At 61.5% G+C, this 18,104-nt stretch carries 17 protein-coding genes; 15 read left to right on the plus strand and 2 right to left on the minus strand.

Translation table 11 applies throughout. The features are described from left to right. Window positions 1–176 precede the first annotated feature (176 nt). Genes JFU57_RS16895 through JFU57_RS16910 form a run of 4 tightly spaced genes read left to right on the plus strand, consistent with a single transcriptional unit; the run spans window position 177 to window position 4,547 of the window. Window positions 177–647 carry a (2Fe-2S)-binding protein gene (locus tag JFU57_RS16895; RefSeq protein ID WP_078471079.1) on the plus strand — a complete coding sequence of 157 codons (471 nt, stop codon included), beginning with the start codon at window positions 177–179 and terminating at the stop codon, window positions 645–647. Continuing rightward, the gene (locus tag JFU57_RS16900; RefSeq protein ID WP_201130118.1) at window positions 644–2,962 is read left to right on the plus strand and encodes a xanthine dehydrogenase family protein molybdopterin-binding subunit; all 2,319 of its coding nucleotides are present in this window, start codon (window positions 644–646) and stop codon (window positions 2,960–2,962) included. The genes JFU57_RS16895 and JFU57_RS16900 overlap by 4 nt, the downstream gene beginning before the upstream one ends. Continuing rightward, window positions 2,962–3,957, plus strand: a complete 996-nt coding sequence (locus JFU57_RS16905) for an XdhC family protein (protein ID WP_201130119.1) — start codon at window positions 2,962–2,964, stop codon at window positions 3,955–3,957. The genes JFU57_RS16900 and JFU57_RS16905 overlap by 1 nt, the downstream gene beginning before the upstream one ends. Further along, window positions 3,954–4,547: a nucleotidyltransferase family protein gene (locus JFU57_RS16910; protein WP_201130120.1), complete on the plus strand. Its 594-nt coding sequence runs from the start codon at window positions 3,954–3,956 to the stop codon at window positions 4,545–4,547. Before JFU57_RS16905 ends, JFU57_RS16910 begins: the two co-directional genes overlap by 4 nt. A 75-nt stretch (window positions 4,548–4,622) precedes the next feature. On the opposite strand, the gene rne is transcribed toward JFU57_RS16910, so the two are convergent. Continuing rightward, on the minus strand, window positions 4,623–7,862 hold the full coding sequence (gene rne / locus JFU57_RS16915; protein ID WP_201130121.1) for a ribonuclease E: 3,240 nt from the start codon (window positions 7,860–7,862) through the stop codon (window positions 4,623–4,625). Between the two features lie 715 nt (window positions 7,863–8,577). On the opposite strand from rne, the gene rluC reads away from it, so the two are divergent. Genes rluC through sppA form a run of 3 tightly spaced genes read left to right on the plus strand, consistent with a single transcriptional unit; the run spans window position 8,578 to window position 11,200 of the window. Continuing rightward, window positions 8,578–9,537, plus strand: coding sequence for a 23S rRNA pseudouridine(955/2504/2580) synthase RluC (rluC, locus tag JFU57_RS16920; RefSeq protein WP_201130122.1), 960 nt, complete (start codon window positions 8,578–8,580; stop codon window positions 9,535–9,537). Then, the gene (locus JFU57_RS16925) at window positions 9,527–10,189 is read left to right on the plus strand and encodes an HAD-IA family hydrolase (RefSeq protein ID WP_201130123.1); all 663 of its coding nucleotides are present in this window, start codon (window positions 9,527–9,529) and stop codon (window positions 10,187–10,189) included. Before rluC ends, JFU57_RS16925 begins: the two co-directional genes overlap by 11 nt. A gap of 21 nt (window positions 10,190–10,210) precedes the next feature. After that, entirely contained in the window at window positions 10,211–11,200 is a 990-nt protein-coding gene (sppA, locus tag JFU57_RS16930) for a signal peptide peptidase SppA (RefSeq protein WP_078471086.1), read from the plus strand. Between the two features lie 57 nt (window positions 11,201–11,257). On the opposite strand, the gene JFU57_RS16935 is transcribed toward sppA, so the two are convergent. Continuing rightward, entirely contained in the window at window positions 11,258–11,836 is a 579-nt protein-coding gene (locus tag JFU57_RS16935; protein ID WP_201130125.1) for a Maf family protein, read from the minus strand. A 105-nt stretch (window positions 11,837–11,941) separates the two neighbouring features. On the opposite strand from JFU57_RS16935, the gene JFU57_RS16940 reads away from it, so the two are divergent. The 8 genes from JFU57_RS16940 (at window position 11,942) to pabC (ending at window position 18,102) form a co-directional block, all read left to right on the plus strand. Then, window positions 11,942–12,469 (plus strand): YceD family protein, encoded by a 528-nt coding sequence (locus JFU57_RS16940; protein WP_020300268.1) that lies wholly within the window; start codon window positions 11,942–11,944, stop codon window positions 12,467–12,469. A 13-nt stretch (window positions 12,470–12,482) separates the two neighbouring features. Beyond that, entirely contained in the window at window positions 12,483–12,665 is a 183-nt protein-coding gene (gene rpmF / locus JFU57_RS16945; RefSeq protein ID WP_008152339.1) for a 50S ribosomal protein L32, read from the plus strand. A 4-nt stretch (window positions 12,666–12,669) separates the two neighbouring features. Next, window positions 12,670–13,680, plus strand: coding sequence for a phosphate acyltransferase PlsX (gene plsX / locus JFU57_RS16950; protein ID WP_078471088.1), 1,011 nt, complete (start codon window positions 12,670–12,672; stop codon window positions 13,678–13,680). A 126-nt stretch (window positions 13,681–13,806) separates the two neighbouring features. After that, window positions 13,807–14,745, plus strand: coding sequence for an ACP S-malonyltransferase (gene fabD, locus JFU57_RS16955; RefSeq protein ID WP_078471089.1), 939 nt, complete (start codon window positions 13,807–13,809; stop codon window positions 14,743–14,745). Window positions 14,746–14,761: 16 nt separating this feature from the next. Next, a complete protein-coding gene (fabG, locus tag JFU57_RS16960) occupies window positions 14,762–15,502 on the plus strand; it encodes a 3-oxoacyl-ACP reductase FabG (protein ID WP_020300271.1) in 741 nt (246 codons plus the stop codon). A gap of 196 nt (window positions 15,503–15,698) precedes the next feature. After that, window positions 15,699–15,935 carry an acyl carrier protein gene (acpP, locus tag JFU57_RS16965; RefSeq protein WP_003175607.1) on the plus strand — a complete coding sequence of 79 codons (237 nt, stop codon included), beginning with the start codon at window positions 15,699–15,701 and terminating at the stop codon, window positions 15,933–15,935. Window positions 15,936–16,042: 107 nt separating this feature from the next. Further along, window positions 16,043–17,287 (plus strand): beta-ketoacyl-ACP synthase II, encoded by a 1,245-nt coding sequence (fabF, locus tag JFU57_RS16970; RefSeq protein WP_201130127.1) that lies wholly within the window; start codon window positions 16,043–16,045, stop codon window positions 17,285–17,287. Continuing rightward, the gene (gene pabC, locus JFU57_RS16975; RefSeq protein ID WP_201130129.1) at window positions 17,287–18,102 is read left to right on the plus strand and encodes an aminodeoxychorismate lyase; all 816 of its coding nucleotides are present in this window, start codon (window positions 17,287–17,289) and stop codon (window positions 18,100–18,102) included. Before fabF ends, pabC begins: the two co-directional genes overlap by 1 nt. The last annotated feature ends 2 nt before the right edge of the window (window positions 18,103–18,104 follow it).

The following is an 18,104-nucleotide window of genomic DNA, read 5'->3' on the forward strand; positions in this document are numbered from 1 at the left end:
AACGGCGGCTTAACGTGACCTGCTGACAATGCAGCTGTTTTGCCCCCCAAAAGGCCCGGTGAAGATTCGTCCTCACAAGAGAGCCCATTAGCCTGAGTCAATCTGTTTGCGCCGCGAACCGCGCCATCCCGCTGCAGATTGCTCGACCCCATAACCGAACCTATGCGGGCGTGCCCATGATTACCCTGAAGCTCAATGGTCAAGATCATCAACTGGATGTCACCGAGGACATGCCACTGCTCTGGGCGATCCGCGATGTGGCGGGTTACAACGGCACCAAATTCGGCTGCGGCATGGGGCTGTGCGGTGCCTGCACCATTCATATCGACGGCTCGCCGGCCCGCAGTTGCATCACGCCGATCGGCTCGGTACTCGGGCAGAACGTCGGCACCATCGACAACCTGCACGCCGACCCTGTCGGCCAAGTCGTGCAGCAGGCGTGGCTGGACACCGCTGTCGCGCAATGTGGCTATTGCCAGGGCGGGCAGATCATGTCCGCCACCGCCTTGCTCAAGGTCAACCCCAACCCCAGCGACGAGCAGATCGAAGAGGCCATGCTGGGCAATATCTGCCGCTGCGGCACTTATAACCGGATCAAGACCGCCATTCGCCAGGCCGCGACCCACCTCAAGGAGGGCCGGGCATGAACCAGTTACCCCATGATTTCACCCTGAGCAACCTCAGCCGGCGCGGTTTTCTCAAGGGCGTCGGTGCGACCGGTGCCCTGGTGTTGGCAGCGAGCTGGGGCTGGCAGGATGCTTTTGCCGACGACAAGAAGTTCGGCGCCGATGGCATGCCCCATGGCTGGGTCGACGATCCCAAGGTGTATGTGAGCGTCGCCGCCGACGGCAGCGTGACGGTGGTCTGCAACCGTTCGGAAATGGGCCAGGGGGTACGTACCAGCCTGAGCATGGTGGTCGCCGATGAACTGGACGCCGACTGGGCCCTGGTCAAGGTGCAACAGGCCCCGGGCGATGAAGTGCGCTTTGGCAACCAGGACACCGACGGTTCGCGCAGCATGCGCCACTGGTACGAGCCCATGCGGCGCTGCGGCGCTGCGGCACGGGCCATGCTCGAACAGGCCGCTGCCGCCCAGTGGAATGTGCCGCTGGGTGAATGCCGGGCGCAGTTGCACAAGGTGGTGCACCCACCCAGCGGGCGTGAACTGGGTTACGGAGCCCTGGCCGTGGCCGCGGCGGCCTTGGCTGTACCGGCTCGCGACAGCCTGCGGCTGAAGCAGCCGTCGGAGTTTCGCTACATCGGCAAGGAGGCCACCCGCGCCATTGATGGCGCGGATATCGTCAATGGCCGGGCGCTGTACGGCGCCGATGTGCATTTCGACGGCATGCTGTACGCCACCGTGGCGCGCCCACGGGTCTATGGCGGCAAGGTCAAATCTTTCGATGACAGCGCAGCGCTGAAAGTGCCTGGAGTGATCAAGGTGTTGCAGATCGACAGTCGGCCGCTGCCTTCGGAGTTCCAGCCCCTGGGCGGTGTAGCAGTCATTGCCAGCAACACCTGGGCGGCGATCAAGGGCCGCGAAGCTTTGAAGATCGAGTGGGATGACGGGATCAATGCCGGTTATGACTCGATTGCCTACCGCAAGGAACTGGAGGATGCCGCCCGCAAGTCCGGCAAGGTCGTGCGCAGCACCGGCGATATCGATGCCGCGCTGAACAGCGCCGACAGCAGCCTGGAAGCGGCCTACTACCTGCCGCACCTGGCCCAGTCGCCCATGGAACCGATGGTGGCCGTGGCTCGTTTCGAAAACGGTGAATGCCAGGCCTGGGCTCCGAGCCAGGCGCCGCAGGTCACCCGCGAGCGGATCGCCGAGCGCTTAGGGATTGCCTTCGACAAGGTCACGGTCAACGTGACCTTGCTAGGGGGCGGTTTCGGCCGCAAATCCAAGCCGGACTTCATCCTCGAGGCCGCGATCCTGGCTCAGGCGGTGCCCGGCAAGGCGGTGCGGGTGCAATGGACCCGGGAGGACGACATCCACTGCTCCTACTTCCATACCGTCTCGGCGGAGTACCTCAAGGCCAGCCTGGGCAAGGACGGCATGCCCTCCGGCTGGTTGCACCGCACCGTGGCGCCCAGCATTACCGCGTTGTTTGCCCCGGGCATGAACCACGAGGGCGCGTTCGAGCTGGGCATGGGCTTTACCAACATGGCCTACGCGATCCCCAACGTGCGCCTGGAGAACCCCGAGGCTGCAGCCCATACCCGCGTCGGCTGGTATCGCTCGGTGTCGAATATTCCCCACGGCTTCGCGATTCAGAGTTTTGTCGACGAACTGGCGCACAAGGCGGGGCAGGACCCACTCAAGTACCAGCTCAAGCTGCTGGGGCCGGATCGCCAGATCGATCCGCGAACCCTCAGCGAAGAGTGGAACTACGGCGAATCCCCGGAACGTTATCCCATCGATACCGCGCGCTTGCGTGGCGTGCTGGAAGTCGCAGCCAAGGCCGCCGGCTGGGGCCGGAGCCTGCCCAAAGGCCGAGGCCTGGGGCTGGCGGTGCACTACAGCTTTGTCACCTACGTGGCGGCGGTGATTGAAGTGGAGGTCAAGGACGATGGCACGCTGGTCGTGCACAAGGCCGACATTGCCGTGGACTGCGGCCCGCAGATCAATCCCGAGCGCATTCGCTCGCAGTTCGAAGGCGCCTGCGTGATGGGGCTGGGCAATGCGGTGCTGGGTGAGATCAGCTTTAAGGAGGGCAAGGTCCAGCAGGACAACTTCCATATGTACGAAGTGGCGCGGATGTCCCTGGCGCCGAAACAGGTGGCGGTGCATTTGGTCACTTCGCCGGGCAACGTACCCCTGGGTGGAGTGGGTGAGCCGGGCGTGCCGCCGATCGCCCCGGCGTTGTGCAATGCGATCTTTGCCGCCACCGGGCAGCGGATTCGCAACCTGCCGGTGCGCTATCAGTTGCAGGGCTGGCAGCAAAAGGCCGCCAGTTGATGGACAGCGTCGATCTGAATGTCTTGCGCAGTGTGCTGGATTGGCGCCGTGCCGGGCACGCTGTGGTGCTCTACAGCGTGGTCCAGACCTGGGGCAGTGCGCCGCGGCCCCCTGGCGCCATGCTGGCCTTGCGCGGAGATGGAGTGGTGATTGGCTCGGTGTCCGGCGGGTGTATCGAAGATGATTTGATTGCCCGCTTGCAGGACGGGCGCTTGCCCGCAGAGGGACCGCCGGTGCAGTGGATTACCTACGGCGTCAGTCGTGACGAAGCCGCGCGTTTCGGCCTGCCGTGTGGTGGCACCTTGCGCCTGGCCGAAGAGCGGGTCGGCGATCCGGCCTGGGTCGCCGAACTGCTGCGGCGCTGCGAGGCCCATGAAATCGTCGCCCGGGTGCTGGACCTGAAAACCGGGGCGGTCGAGCTTGAAGTGGCGAGCAAGAGCGACGTCTTGAGCTGCGATGGCCAGACCCTGCGGGCAATCTACGGACCGCGCTGGCGCTTGCTGCTGATCGGGGCCGGCCAGTTGTCGCGATACGTGGCGCAGATCGCGCGCTTGCTGGATTTCGAAGTCCTGGTCTGTGACCCGCGCAAGGAGTTCGTCCATGGCTGGGAAGACCAGCAGGGTCGATTCGTCGGTGGTATGCCGGATGACGCAGTGCTGACTATCGAGACCGATGAGCGCACGGCGATTGTCGCGCTGACCCACGACCCGCGCCTGGATGACATGGCGTTGCTCACGGCGCTGAATTCGCCGGCGTTCTACGTCGGCGCGCTGGGCTCGCGGATCAACAGCCAGAAGCGGCGAGACAACCTTGCCCAGCTGGGGCTGTCGGCAGACGCCATCGAGCGGTTGCATGGGCCGATCGGCTTGCATATCGGCAGTCATACGCCGGCCGAAATTGCCCTGTCCCTGATGTCGGAGATTGTGGCGATCAAAAATGGCATCGACTTGCTGCAGAAAAAGCCCGCGCTGGTCGTGGGCGAGGCACCGGCTTGAGTCAGGAACCTGCGGTGATTGTGCTGGCGGCGGGGCAGGGCAGCCGCTACCGACAGTTGGCGGGGGCTGATCAGGACAAGCTGTTAGCGCCCTGTATCGGTCGCGATGGGGTGGTGCGAGCGGTGCTTGAACACGTGCTGGTCAACCTGCCTGCGCGGTTGTCCCGGCGGCTGTTGGTGACGACGGCAGATCGACACGCAGTCGCACGCCTGGGCCAAGCCTATGGGTGCCAGGTGCTGCGCGTGGATTCGCCGGGCATGGGCCATAGCATTGCGGCCGGGGTTGGCGCCTGTACCGATGCGGGCGGTTGGCTGGTGATGCCGGGGGATATGCCGTTCATCCTGGCGTCGACTGTCGAGCGCGTGGTGCAGGAGATGGAGGAGGGCGCTATCAGCGTCCCCGTGCTGGGCGCCGAGTATGGGCACCCGGTGGGGTTTGGCCGAGGCTATGGCGCTGCGTTGCTGGGGTTATCCGGTGATCGTGGGGCCAGGCGGCTGTTTGCGCAGGGGACGCTGGTTCCGGTGTCGGTAACGGACCCAGGTGTGCTGTGGGATGTGGATGTGCCGCAGGCGCTGCTGTTCAGCGGTTGAGTGCAGGAGCACGGCAATAGCCATAAAAAAGCCCCGCCTGGGTGACCAGGCGGGGCTTTTCAGTAGCGACCGGAATCAGACGAGGGGTTTAGGCTCGTGCTCTTCTTCCAGGGCTTTAGGTTGCTGCTCTACCGCTTCTTCGACCACCCGAGGGCTCTCGTCGATGGAAGCTGGCTGTTCAACAACCGGCTCGACCACTGCCGCAGGTTCGGCTTGGGCCGCAACCGGAGCAGGCTCTTGCGCCACAACTGGAGCTGCGGCGCCAGCCTGTTCGGCTTCTTTCTGCAGACGCTCGGCTTCACGCTTGCGGCGACGCACTTCACGTGGGTCGTTCGGCGCGCGGCCATTGCTGCCCAAGGCGCTCACAGGAGCGGCTTCGACCACTGGCTCAACCACTTCGGCAGCAACCGGAGCTTCAACGGCGGCTGGAGTCGGTTCAACGACTTCGGCTGCCACTGGAGCTGCTTGCTCAACCACGGCCTCAACCACCGGGGCTGGAGCCTCGACAGGTGCTTCGACCACGATCGATTCGGCAATGCGTTCGAAAGCGCTTGGCGCTTCTTCGGCAGGTGCAGCAGCTTGCTCAGCAGGAGCCTGGAACTCAGGTTCTGCAGTAACGGCTTCGCTGATCACCGGTTGCTCGATCACAACTGGAGTGGCCGGTTCGGCAATGACAGCAGGCTCGACCGAGACTTCAAGCTGAAGTTGCTCTTCGCGAACTTCGCGTACTTCAACCGCAGGAGCGACAGGTGCTTCTACCGGCGTGGTGGCTTCAACCACAGGCGCTTCAACCACTGCGGTTTCCAGAGCGGCAGTAGCGCGCTCAGCCTGCTCGTTGGCCTGGGCTTCGGCAGGTGCGCTGATCACGGTGCTGGCAACGGCGGCAGTGACTGCCAGGCCGGCAGCCAGATCGGCAGAGCTTGGTTCTTCACTGTTCTCTTCCGAACCTTCGATCACGTTGCCGTTGGCATCACGCTGACGTTCACGACGGTTGCTGCGGCGACGCTGGCCACGGGAGCGGCGACGTGGACGATCGTCCTCGGCGTTCTCCTGGCCGTCTTCCGACAGTTGCTCTTCGTTGTTCAGCAGCTCTTCATCGGCAACGGCAGCCGCTTGTTCAGCAGCAGGTTGACGCTCTTCACGCGGTGCACGCGGCTGGCGTTCTTCGCGTGGCGCACGAGCTGGACGTTCCTCGGTGGTCGCGGCAGCAGCAGCTGCAACGGCCGGGGCGGCATCCAGAGGTTCGCGCAGTTCACGGACCGGGCGCTCTTCACGCTCGCCACGAGGCTTGCGATCTTCGCGCGGTGCACGTGGTTGACGCTCTTCACGTGGAGCGCGTGGTGCGCGTTCTTCGCGAGCGGTGGCTTGAACTTCTTCGCGAGCCTCGCGTACTTCACGTGGCTGACGCTCTTCGCGCGGCGCACGTTCTTCACGTGGGGCGCGTTCTTCGCGAGGTGCACGTTCTTCACGCGGCTTGCGTTCTTCGTCGCGGCGACCGTTACGGTTGCGGCTTTGCTGGCGACCGTTGCGACGCTCTTCGTTGCGAGCAGGGCGCTCGGTCACAGGCTTTTCAACCACGACCGGGGCGACAGGCTCTTCCTTGGTAGCGAACAGGCTGACCAGGGATTTCACCAGGCCCTTGAACAGGCTTGGCTCGGCGACTGCAACTGGAGCGGCGACCGGCGCTGCGGCTTCAACTGGAACCGGAGCGTTGGCACGTGCCGGTGCGGTCTTGACGGCGGCTTCCTGGCGAACCAGGGTGCGGGTCGCGGCGGCTGGCTGGACTTCTTCAACTTCAGCAGCGGCAGCGGCGATTTCGTAGCTGGACTGGTTGATGCTGGCTTCCGGGCTGTCATCACGCAGGCGCTGAACTTCGAAGTGCGGCGTTTCGAGGTGATCGTTCGGCAGGATGACGATGCGGGCGCGGGTGCGCAGTTCGATCTTGGTGATCGAGTTGCGTTTTTCGTTGAGCAGGAACGCAGCTACCGGGATCGGCACTTGGGCACGAACTTCGGCGGTGCGGTCTTTCAGGGCTTCTTCTTCGATCAGGCGCAGGATGGCCAGCGACAGCGATTCCACATCACGGATGATGCCGGTGCCGTTGCAGCGTGGGCAGACGATGCCGCTGCTTTCGCCCAGGGATGGACGCAGGCGCTGACGGGACATTTCCAGCAGGCCGAAGCGCGAGATGCGCCCGACCTGCACGCGAGCGCGGTCGGCTTCCAGGCATTCGCGGACTTTCTCTTCCACGGCGCGCTGGTTCTTGGCAGGGGTCATGTCGATGAAGTCGATGACGATCAGGCCGCCGATGTCGCGCAGGCGCAACTGACGGGCGATTTCTTCGGCAGCTTCAAGGTTGGTCTGCAGGGCGGTTTCTTCGATGTCGCTGCCTTTGGTGGCGCGCGCCGAGTTGATGTCGATGGACACCAGGGCTTCGGTCGGATCGATAACGATGGAGCCGCCGGAAGGCAGTTCAACGACGCGCTGGAAAGCGGTCTCGATCTGGCTTTCGATCTGGAAACGGTTGAACAGCGGAACGCTGTCTTCGTACAGCTTGATCTTGCTGGCGTACTGCGGCATCACCTGGCGGATGAAGGTCAGGGCTTCGTCCTGGGCTTCAACGCTGTCGATCAGCACTTCGCCGATGTCCTGGCGCAGGTAATCGCGGATCGCGCGGATGATCACGTTGCTTTCCTGGTAGATCAGGAAGGGCGCGGAGCGATCCAGCGAGGCTTCTTTGATGGCGGTCCAGAGTTGCAGCAGGTAATCGAGGTCCCACTGCATTTCTTCGCTGCTGCGGCCCAGGCCGGCAGTGCGCACGATCAGACCCATGTCAGCCGGGGCAACCAGGCCGTTCAGAGCTTCACGCAGTTCGTTGCGCTCTTCGCCTTCGATGCGACGGGAAATGCCGCCGGCACGCGGGTTGTTCGGCATCAGAACCAGGTAACGACCGGCCAGGCTGATGAAGGTGGTCAGGGCGGCGCCCTTGTTGCCACGTTCTTCTTTCTCGACCTGAACGATGACTTCCTGGCCTTCGCTCAGGACGTCCTTGATGTTCACGCGGCCTTCGGGGGCTTTCTTGAAGTATTCGCGGGAGATTTCTTTGAGGGGCAGGAAGCCGTGGCGCTCAGAGCCGAAATCGACAAAGGCAGCCTCGAGGCTTGGTTCGATGCGAGTAATCCGGCCTTTATAGATGTTGGCCTTTTTCTGCTCGCGTGCACCGGATTCAATGTCCAGGTCGTAGAGGCGCTGGCCATCTACCAGTGCAACACGCAACTCTTCGGGTTGAGTTGCGTTAATCAGCATTCTTTTCATGTAGTACCGTCGGTTTCCGGGCTGCCGGAAACGGCGTTCGGCACACACGACTTCTCACGGTCGGTGTCAGGTGCGTCAGGAGTGGTTGGCCACTCGAGTGTCTAGCGAGGTTCGACCAAAGGGGGCGAAGTCGCGACTCACGCGTCCTGCTTGCTGTGGTGACATAAGGCACCGCTTAAGCAAAAGTTTGTCAGGAGGAGGAATCAACCGGTAACTGTGGACGAGATGAAGCGTCTTGATAAAGCCTAATGCTACACAGTCCGACGGTTGTGCATCTCCACCCTACACGTATCCCTGATAGTTCGGGTGCTGCCGCGCGCAGAATCCGCAGCGGGTTGGCATTTACCGTGAGCTCCGAAAGGGGAGGTCACGCATCATGGCTAATTTAGGCGTTGTTTCCGAAGCCTTCGCTCGGGGTCATTCGCAGCTGACTGCACTTTGTGAACTGGCCATGAATATTGGCTCGCAAGGCGAGTGAAAACTCTGCTTTGCCGCTTGATTCAGGCCTCATGTCACCTGCGCTCGTTACACCTGCAAACTCCACCGTTACGTAGCGAAAGCCCCGTAGGACGGCCTCGCGTCCTGGTGAATTGCGTTGGTCAGGGCCGGTTTTTGACCGTTAGTCCGCTGTCCAGGCCGCTTTTGGCGGCGTTCGCGACTATAGCAGCAATCATTAAGTGCTTCAATTCCATAAAAAATTGTTATCATTTGCGGCATGACGACTACTGCCCCCTCGACTCCAAGCGTGCAACTGCTTGAAGTCTCGCCGGAATATGCCGGCCAACGAATTGACAACTTCCTTCTCGCCCGGCTCAAAGGCGTGCCCAAAACCTTGATTTATCGCATTTTGCGCAAAGGCGAAGTGCGGGTGAACAAGGGGCGGATCAAGCCCGAATACAAGCTGCAGGCGGGCGATATCGTGCGCGTGCCTCCGGTTCGCGTGCCAGAGCGCGACGAGCCGGTGCCGCTGGCACAGGGCCTGCTGCAGCGCCTTGAGGCCTCGATTGTCTTCGAGGACAAGGCGCTGATCGTGATCAACAAGCCCACCGGCATTGCGGTTCACGGCGGCAGCGGCCTGACTTACGGCGTGATCGAAGCCTTTCGCCAGTTGCGCCCTGATGCCAAGGAGCTGGAGCTGGTTCATCGTCTCGATCGCGACACCTCCGGCCTGCTGATGATCGCGAAGAAGCGCAGCATGTTGCGGCACTTGCACGCGGCCCTGCGCGGCGATGGCGTGGACAAGCGCTACATGGCGCTGGTGCGTGGCAACTGGGCGGCCTCGATCAAGCAAGTTCGGGCGCCGTTGGGCAAGAGCAACCTGCGTTCCGGCGAGCGGATGGTCGAGGTCGACGAAGACGAAGGCAAGGAAGCGGTCACCGTATTCAAGGTTCTGCGCCGTTTCGGCGACTTTGCCACACTGATCGAAGCCAAGCCGATCACCGGCCGGACTCACCAGATCCGCGTCCATACCTTGCACGCCGGGCATTGCATTGCCGGCGACACCAAGTATGGCGACGACGACTTCAGCAAGGAAATTCGTGATCTGGGCGGCAAGCGCTTGTTCCTGCACGCCTACATGCTGACTGTGCCGCTACCCGATGGGGGTGAGCTCAAGTTACAGGCGCCAGTGGATGAGATTTGGGCCAAGACCGTGGAGCGCCTGAGTGCACCCTGATTACAAGCTGCTGATTTTTGATTGGGACGGCACTCTGGCCGATTCCGTTGGTCGGATTGTCGAGGCCATGCATGTGGCCTCCGATCTTTCCAATTTTGCGCGTCGCGATGACTTCGCGGTCAAGGGCATTATCGGTCTTGGGCTGCCGGAGGCGATTCGCACCCTGTACCCGGAAATCGATGATGAGCAGCTGATTGCCTTTCGCCAGCATTATGCTGATTGCTATATCGCCCTTGAGGCGGAGCCTTCGCCGCTGTTCGCTGGGGTGGTGCAGTCCCTTGACGCATTCCGGGCGGAGGGCTACCGCTTGGCGGTGGCTACAGGCAAGGCGCGGCGGGGGCTGGATCGGGTGTTGAGGGCTCATGGCTGGGAGGATTATTTTGATATCACCCGCGCTGCCGATGAAACCGCCAGCAAACCCCATCCGCTGATGCTGGAGCAGATTCTTGTCCATTGCGACGTGCGTCCCGAGCAGGCGCTGATGGTGGGTGACTCCTCTTTCGATCTGTTGATGGCACGCAATGCGGGCATGGACTCGGTTGCTGTCAGTTACGGAGCTCAATCGCTGGAGGCCTTGCGCGCATTCGAGCCGCGCATCGCTATTGATAGTTTTCCTGAGTTGCACGCCTGGCTTAGCCTGCGCGCCAATTAAGTTTTTGCTGGGGTAGATGGCATGACCGATGAATGGAAGGCGCCGAGCAAGGCGAGCGCTGAAGGCGGCGATGACAAGAGCTGGAAGCTCCTGGAAAAGACCCTGTTGGCCAGTGTGCAGGAGCAGCGGCGTTCGCGGCGCTGGGGGATTTTCTTCAAGTTTCTGACGTTTATTTACCTGTTCGGTGCGCTGGTGTTGTTTACGCCGCTGATGGACATGGAGAAAAGTGCCACCCGGGGTGCGGGCTACACGGCGGTGATCGACGTGACGGGGGTGATTGCCGACAAGGAAGCGGCCAGTGCTGACAATATTGTCGGCAGCCTGCGCGCGGCGTTCGAGGATCCCAAGGTCAAGGGCATTGTCTTGCGCATCAACAGCCCCGGCGGCAGTCCGGTGCAGTCCGGCTATGTCTATGACGAGATTCGCCGTTTGCGCGGCTTGCATGCCGACACCAAGGTTTATGCGGTGATTTCCGATCTGGGTGCCTCGGGTGCCTATTACATCGCCAGCGCTGCCGATCAGATCTACGCCGACAAGGCCAGTCTGGTGGGCTCCATTGGTGTGACGGCGGCCGGTTACGGCTTTGTCGGCACCATGGAGAAGCTGGGGGTGGAGCGGCGCGCCTACACCTCGGGTGAGCACAAGTCGTTCCTCGATCCGTTTCAGCCGCAGAAGCCCGACGAAACCAAGTTCTGGCAGGGCGTGCTCGATACCACTCATCAGCAGTTCATTGCCAGCGTCAAGCAGGGGCGTGGCGATCGTCTCAAGGACAAGGATCACCCCGAGCTGTTCTCCGGTTTGATCTGGTCGGGTCAGCAGGCGCTGCAATTGGGCTTGATCGACGGCCTGGGTAATACCAGTTCGGTGGCGCGCGATGTGATTGGCGAGAAAGAGTTGGTGGACTTCACTGTTCAGGAGTCGCCGTTTGATCGCTTCTCGAAGAAGCTCGGCGCCAGTGTGGCTGAGCAGTTGGCAATGTGGATGGGCTTCCAGGGGCCTGCCCTGCGGTAAGTTCTTCTGTATCCAGGAAAAAGCCGGCCTTCGCGCCGGCTTTTTCGTGGGCGCGGGTCAGGGAATCTCGATGCCTTCGGCAAGGAGCATGTCCACCAGGCGAATCAGCGGCAGGCCGACCAGGCTGGTGGCGTCAGGGCCTTCGGTGCTGCGAAACAGGCTGACCCCCAAGCCTTCGGCTTTGAAGCTGCCGGCGCAGTCGTAGGGTTGCTCGGCGTGCAGGTAGCGCTCGATGCGTTCTGCAGTGAGGCTGCGCATGTGTACGGTGAAGGCAATGCAGTCGACCTGGCAGGCTCCGGTCTGGCTGTTGAGCAGGGCCAGGCCGGTGAGGAAGGTCACGCTGTTGCCGCTGGCGGCGAGAAGCTGGTCGCGGGCCTTTTCGAAGCTGTGAGGTTTGCCGATGATGCGCTCGCCGAGCACGGCAACCTGGTCCGAGCCGATGATCAGGTGTTGCGGATGAGTGGCGGCGAGCGCCTGGGCTTTTTCCCTGGCCAGGCGCTTGACCAGTTGCGTGGCGGTCTCTCCGGATCGATGGCTTTCGTCGATGTCCGGGGAGGCGCAGGTGAACGGCAGCCGCAGGCGGGCCAGCAATTCTCGGCGGTAGACCGAGCTTGAAGCGAGTAATAAAGGCAGCATGCGCATCTCCTGAGGCGGGTTGCGGATTCTAGCGAGGCTTGCAAGTGACCGACAGGGTTGAATTTCCTTTGACATGGCCGGGTGCATCCCTATAATGCTGCGCCTATGTTGAATGACCCGATTCCACCTCACGTTGACCCGCGCAAATTGGCTGACCGTGGCACCACCCTTCAAGGTGAACTGCTGCTGGCCGATTTGAAGAGACTCTGCGACCCGCTTTCCGACGATGTCGGTACGGTGCAGGCAAAATTCGTTTTTGAACGAGATGAACGTAAGTCTGTGGTAATCCACAGCTTTATCGACACCGAAGTCAAAATGGTTTGCCAGCGTTGTCTTGAGCTGGTCACCCTGCCGATCCATAGCGAATGCAGTTATGCTGTGGTGAAGGAGGGTGCGAATACCCAGTCGTTGCCGAAAGGTTATGACGTGCTGGAACTGGGCGAAGATCCTTTGGATCTGCAGTCACTGATCGAGGAGGAGCTTCTGCTCGCCTTGCCCATTGTGCCTGCTCATCATCCGGAAGAATGCCAGCAGCCGGCGGGTCTCGATGAGCCCGAACCGAGCGAGGACGAGGTAACGCGGTCCAACCCGTTCAGTGTATTGGCGCAGTTAAAGCGTGACCCAAACGTTTAGGAGTTAATCAATTATGGCTGTTCAGCAGAACAAAAAATCCCGCTCTGCCCGTGACATGCGTCGTTCGCACGACGCCCTGACGGCGAGCACTCTGTCTGTAGAAAAAACCACCGGTGAAATTCACCTGCGTCACCACGTTTCGCCAGAAGGCGTATACCGTGGCCGTAAAGTGATCGACAAGGGCGCTGACGAGTAATCACTTGTCTGCTCAAGTCATCGCGATTGACGCAATGGGCGGGGACTTCGGTCCCCGCAGCATTGTTCAGGCCAGTCTTGCTTGCCTGTCTGCTACGCCCTCGCTGCACCTGGCCCTTGTCGGTCAACCCTCCCTTTTAGAAGATCTGATTTCCGGCCATTCGGCTGTGGATCGCGCGCGCCTGACGATTGTGCCGGCCGCCGAAGTGATCGGCATGGACGAAAAGCCCTCCCAGGCTCTGCGCGGCAAACCCGACTCTTCTATGCGGGTGGCCCTTGAGTTGTTGCGTGAAGGCAAGGTCCAGGCCTGTGTCAGTGCGGGGAATACCGGTGCGCTGATGGCGTTGTCGCGCTATGTGCTCAAAACCCTGCCGGGGATTGATCGTCCGGCGATGGTGGCCGCCATCCCGACCCAGCGTGGCTATTGCCAGTTGCTGGACCTGGGGGCCAACGTCGACTGCAGCGCCGAGCACCTGTTCCAGTTTGCGGTGATGGGGTCGGTCGCGGCCGAGACGCTGGGCATCGCGCGTCCGCGGGTCGCGCTGCTGAATATCGGCACCGAAGACATCAAGGGCAACCAGCAGGTAAAGCTTGCGGCGACCTTGCTGCAAAATGCTCGTGGCTTGAATTACATCGGCTTTGTCGAGGGTGATGGGCTGTATCGCGGCGAAGCGGATGTGGTGGTGTGTGACGGCTTTGTCGGCAATATCCTGCTCAAATCCAGCGAGGGCCTGGCGACCATGATTGCCGCGCGGATCGAGGCGTTGTTCAAGCGCAATGTCGCTTCGCGCCTGGTGGGAGCCCTGGCGTTGCCGCTGATGCGACGCCTGCAGGCTGATCTGGCGCCGGCGCGGCACAATGGTGCGAGTTTTCTGGGTTTGCAGGGGATTGTGGTGAAAAGCCATGGTTCGGCAGGGGTTCAGGGCTTTCAGAGTGCCATCCAGCGGGCGCTGATAGAGATTCAGGAGAACCTTCCCGAGCGTCTGCACGGGCGGCTTGAGGATCTGTTGCTTTAGGCGTTTCCCCTCGGGAGTGCTTAAATGTGACCGCTCAGTTCAATTGGCCATCCAACTGTCAGTTTCTTGCGTCCGCTTCGGCAGGGCGTCAATTCTCCGACGACAAGATCATTAGGGGCTTGTTACATGTCTGCTTCCCTCGCATTCGTCTTTCCAGGACAGGGCTCGCAGTCCCTCGGCATGTTGGCCGAGTTGGGCGCGCAATACCCGTTGATCCTCGACACCTTCAAAGAAGCCTCCGATGCTCTGGGCTACGACCTGTGGGCTCTGACCCAGCAAGGTCCGGAAGAGCTGCTCAATCAAACCGATAAAACCCAGCCGGCCATTCTGACTGCGTCCGTCGCCTTGTGGCGTCTGTGGCTGGCAGAAGGCGGTGCTCGCCCGGCGTTCGTCGCAGGCCACAGCCTGGGTGAATACAGCGCGCTGGTCGCCGCTGGCAGCCTGAGTCTCGGCGACGCGGTGAAGCTGGTAGAGCGTCGTGGCCAGTTGATGCAGGAAGCTGTTCCTGCGGGGCAGGGCGGCATGGCTGCGATTCTCGGCCTGGAAGATGCCGACGTGCTGGCGGCTTGTGCCGAGGCGGCTCAAGGTGAAGTGGTCAGCGCAGTCAACTTCAACTCGCCTGGCCAGGTGGTGATCGCCGGAGCCAAGGCGGCTGTAGAGCGCGCCATCGAAGGCTGCAAGGCGCGCGGCGCCAAGCGTGCCATGCCGTTGCCAGTCAGCGTGCCGTCGCACTGCGAGCTGATGCGCCCGGCTGCCGAGCGTTTCGCCGAGTCGATCGCCGCGATCGACTGGCAGGCGCCGCAGATCCCGGTGGTGCAAAACGTCAGCGCGGCAGTGCCGGCAGACCTCGAGACCCTCAAGCGCGACCTGCTGGAGCAGTTGTACAAGCCGGTGCGTTGGGTCGAGTCGGTCCAGGCCCTGGCAGCCAAAGGTGCGACCCAGCTGGTCGAATGCGGTCCGGGCAAGGTCCTGGCCGGCCTGAACAAGCGCTGCGCCGAAGGCGTATCGACCTCCAACCTGAATACCCCCGATGCCTTTGCTGCCGCTCGCGCAGCACTGGCCTGAATTAGGAGAAGCCTGCATGAGTCTGCAAGGTAAAGTTGCACTGGTGACTGGCGCGAGCCGCGGTATTGGCCAGGCCATCGCGCTTGAGCTGGGTCGTCTGGGCGCGATTGTCGTGGGTACCGCGACTTCCGCCTCGGGTGCCGAGCGCATTGCTGCGACCCTCAAGGAACACGGCATTCAAGGCACTGGCCTTGAGCTCAATGTCACCAGCGACGAATCGGTTGCGGCGGTCCTGGCGAGCATTCAGGTGCAGTTCGGCGCGCCGGCGATCCTGGTCAATAACGCCGGTATCACCCGTGACAACCTGATGATGCGCATGAAAGATGACGAGTGGTACGACGTGGTCGATACCAACTTGAACAGTCTGTTTCGCCTGTCCAAAGGCGTTTTGCGCGGCATGACCAAGGCTCGTTGGGGTCGAATTATCAGTATTGGCTCGGTAGTGGGTGCCATGGGCAACGCAGGCCAAGTAAACTACGCAGCCGCCAAGGCGGGTCTGGAAGGTTTCAGTCGTGCTCTGGCGCGTGAAGTGGGTTCGCGGTCGATTACGGTCAACTCGGTAGCACCGGGTTTCATCGATACCGACATGACTCGCGAATTGCCTGAAGCGCAGCGTGATGCCTTGCTGACACAAATTCCGCTGGGCCGTCTGGGGCAGGCACAAGAGATCGCGCAAGTGGTCGCTTTTCTGGCTTCTGACGGTGCGGCATACGTTACTGGGGCTACAATCCCGGTCAACGGCGGGATGTATATGTGAGTTAAATGTGACGGATTGCTTCAAAAAAATGTCATACGAGCTGTCTAAAATCCGTTATAAAGCTGCAATCTATTTATAGGCAGATGGCCAAAGGGTTTGAGGAGTGAAGCTTTCAGTTGAAAAGCTGAAAAGCCTTTCTATACACTTACCCACTGGCCAGCTGCCTGAATTTGTCCATTAGGAGTGAAAACAAGGTATGAGCACCATCGAAGAGCGCGTCAAGAAAATCGTTGCTGAGCAACTGGGCGTTAAAGAAGAAGAAGTTGTTAACACCGCTTCCTTCGTTGAAGACCTGGGTGCCGACTCCCTTGACACCGTTGAGCTGGTGATGGCTCTGGAAGAGGAATTCGAGACCGAAATCCCTGACGAAGAAGCTGAAAAGATCACTACTGTTCAAGCTGCTATCGACTACGTTACTAGCCACCAGGCGTAATAGTTTGTAGTCGTTGCTTGCTGTCATGGAAAAACCGCACTGCCTCATGGCGTGCGGTTTTTTCTTTAGGCCTGATGCAAAGTCGTCATTAGAAAAAGGAGAGTGCTGTGTCGCGTAGACGCGTCGTAGTCACCGGTATGGGTATGTTGTCGCCACTGGGTACAGATGTGCCGAGCAGCTGGCAGGGCATTCTGGCTGGCCGCAGTGGCATTGGTCTGATCGAACACACCGACCTTTCTGCCTATTCCACCCGTTTTGGCGGCTCGGTAAAGGGCTTCAATGTCGAGGAATACCTGTCGGTCAAGGAAGCGCGCAAGCTCGACCTGTTCATTCAATACGGTCTGGCCGCAGGGTTTCAGGCGGTGCGCAACTCCGGTCTGGAAGTCACTGACGCCAACCGCGAGCGCATCGGTGTAGCCATGGGCTCGGGTATTGGCGGTTTGACCAATATCGAAGAAACCAGCCGCACACTTCATGATTCCGGCCCACGACGGATTTCTCCGTTCTTTGTGCCAGGCTCGATCATCAATATGATTTCCGGTTTCCTGTCCATCCATCTGGGTGCCCAGGGACCTAACTACGCCATTTCCACGGCGTGCACCACCGGCACCCATTGCATCGGCATGGCTGCGCGCAATATCGCCTACGGCGAGGCTGACGTGATGATCGCCGGCGGCGCCGAAATGGCTGCCTGTGGCCTGGGCATGGGTGGCTTTGGCGCATCCCGTGCGCTGTCGACCCGCAATGACGAGCCCACCCGTGCCAGCCGTCCGTGGGACAAGGGCCGCGACGGTTTCGTCCTGTCCGACGGTGCTGGGGCCCTGGTGCTTGAAGAGTTGGAGCACGCCAAGGCGCGTGGCGCCACCATCTACGCCGAGCTGATAGGTTTCGGCATGAGCGGTGATGCGTATCACATGACCTCGCCACCCGCCGATGGCGCAGGTGCTGCGCGTTGCATCGCCAACGCCCTGCGGGATGCCAAGCTGAACGTCGAGCAAGTGCAGTACGTCAACGCCCACGGCACCTCGACGTCGGCCGGTGACCTGGCGGAAGCCGAGGCGATCAAGACGGTGTTCGGCGATCACGCCTACAAGCTGGCCGTGAGCTCGACCAAGTCGATGACCGGTCACCTGTTGGGTGCTGCGGGCGCGATCGAGGCGATCTTCAGCGTGCTGGCGATCAACAGCCAGGTGGCGCCGCCGACCATCAACCTGGATGAGCCCGATGAAGGCTGCGATCTCGATTTCGTGCCGCACACCGCGCGCAGCATGGACATCGACGTAGTGCTGTCGAACTCCTTCGGGTTTGGCGGGACCAACGGCTCCCTGGTGTTCCGCCGGTTCGCCGAGTGATGCAGAGCTGGGTCGACGGTCAGCCGGCGGACACGTTGTCGCTAAAAGACCGGGGCCTGGCGTATGGCGACGGCCTGTTCGAGACCATTGCGGTCAAGGCCGGGCAGCCGCTGTTGCTGGAGCGGCACCTGGCCCGTCTGGCCGAGGGCTGTCTGCGGCTGGCGATCACTGCGGACCACTCGCTGATCCGCAGTGAGCTGCTGGCCTATGCGGCAGCGTTGGGGGAGGGTGTGCTCAAGCTGATCCTCACCCGTGGCGACAGCTTGCGCGGTTATGCCGCCGACCCTGCCGCCCAGGCGCGTCGGATTCTCCAGGGCAGCCCGCCCGCCACTTATCCAGCCACCCATGCCGAACAGGGCATTCGCCTGTTCCCCTGTGCCACCCGTCTGTCCGAGCAGCCCTTGCTGGCCGGCCTCAAGCATCTCAATCGTCTTGAGCAGGTCCTGGCTCGCTCCGAGTGGCGCGATGCCGAGCATGCCGAAGGGCTGATGTGCGACACAGGCGGCCGCCTGATCGAAGGCGTGTTCAGCAACCTGTTCCTGGTGGCTGAAGGGCGCTTGCTGACCCCGGATTTGAGCCGCTGCGGCGTGGCCGGGGTGATGCGCGCTGAAATAGTGTTTCAAGCCGAGTCCTTGGGCATTCCCGTGGAAATCGCCGATATCAGCCTCGATCAGTTGCGACAGGCCGACGAAGTCTTTGTCTGCAATAGCGTTTATGGCATCTGGCCGGTACGGGCCTGTGCTGACCTGAGCTGGTCGGTTGGGCCGCTCACCCGTAAACTGCAGGGCATTTCCCGCGCGCTACTGGATGTTTGATT

Origin of the sequence: Pseudomonas sp. TH07 (assembly GCF_016651285.1) — a bacterium.
In the GTDB taxonomy this organism is placed as follows: Bacteria; Pseudomonadota; Gammaproteobacteria; order Pseudomonadales; family Pseudomonadaceae; genus Aquipseudomonas.

Bases quoted from the DNA above. Each gene is read 5' to 3' on its own strand.
- JFU57_RS16900 (WP_201130118.1), top strand. From the start codon at position 644: ATGAACCAGTTACCCCATGATTTCACCCTGAGCAACCTCAGCCGGCGC.
- acpP (WP_003175607.1), top strand. From the start codon at position 15,699: ATGAGCACCATCGAAGAGCGCGTCAAGAAAATCGTTGCTGAGCAACTG.
- JFU57_RS16905 (WP_201130119.1), top strand. From the start codon at position 2,962: ATGGACAGCGTCGATCTGAATGTCTTGCGCAGTGTGCTGGATTGGCGC.
- fabG (WP_020300271.1), top strand. From the start codon at position 14,762: ATGAGTCTGCAAGGTAAAGTTGCACTGGTGACTGGCGCGAGCCGCGGT.
- rluC (WP_201130122.1), top strand. From the start codon at position 8,578: ATGACGACTACTGCCCCCTCGACTCCAAGCGTGCAACTGCTTGAAGTC.
- JFU57_RS16895 (WP_078471079.1), top strand. From the start codon at position 177: ATGATTACCCTGAAGCTCAATGGTCAAGATCATCAACTGGATGTCACC.
- rne (WP_201130121.1), bottom strand. From the start codon at position 7,862: ATGAAAAGAATGCTGATTAACGCAACTCAACCCGAAGAGTTGCGTGTT.
- sppA (WP_078471086.1), top strand. From the start codon at position 10,211: ATGACCGATGAATGGAAGGCGCCGAGCAAGGCGAGCGCTGAAGGCGGC.
- JFU57_RS16935 (WP_201130125.1), bottom strand. From the start codon at position 11,836: ATGCTGCCTTTATTACTCGCTTCAAGCTCGGTCTACCGCCGAGAATTG.
- JFU57_RS16940 (WP_020300268.1), top strand. From the start codon at position 11,942: ATGTTGAATGACCCGATTCCACCTCACGTTGACCCGCGCAAATTGGCT.
- fabD (WP_078471089.1), top strand. From the start codon at position 13,807: ATGTCTGCTTCCCTCGCATTCGTCTTTCCAGGACAGGGCTCGCAGTCC.
- rpmF (WP_008152339.1), top strand. From the start codon at position 12,483: ATGGCTGTTCAGCAGAACAAAAAATCCCGCTCTGCCCGTGACATGCGT.
- pabC (WP_201130129.1), top strand. From the start codon at position 17,287: ATGCAGAGCTGGGTCGACGGTCAGCCGGCGGACACGTTGTCGCTAAAA.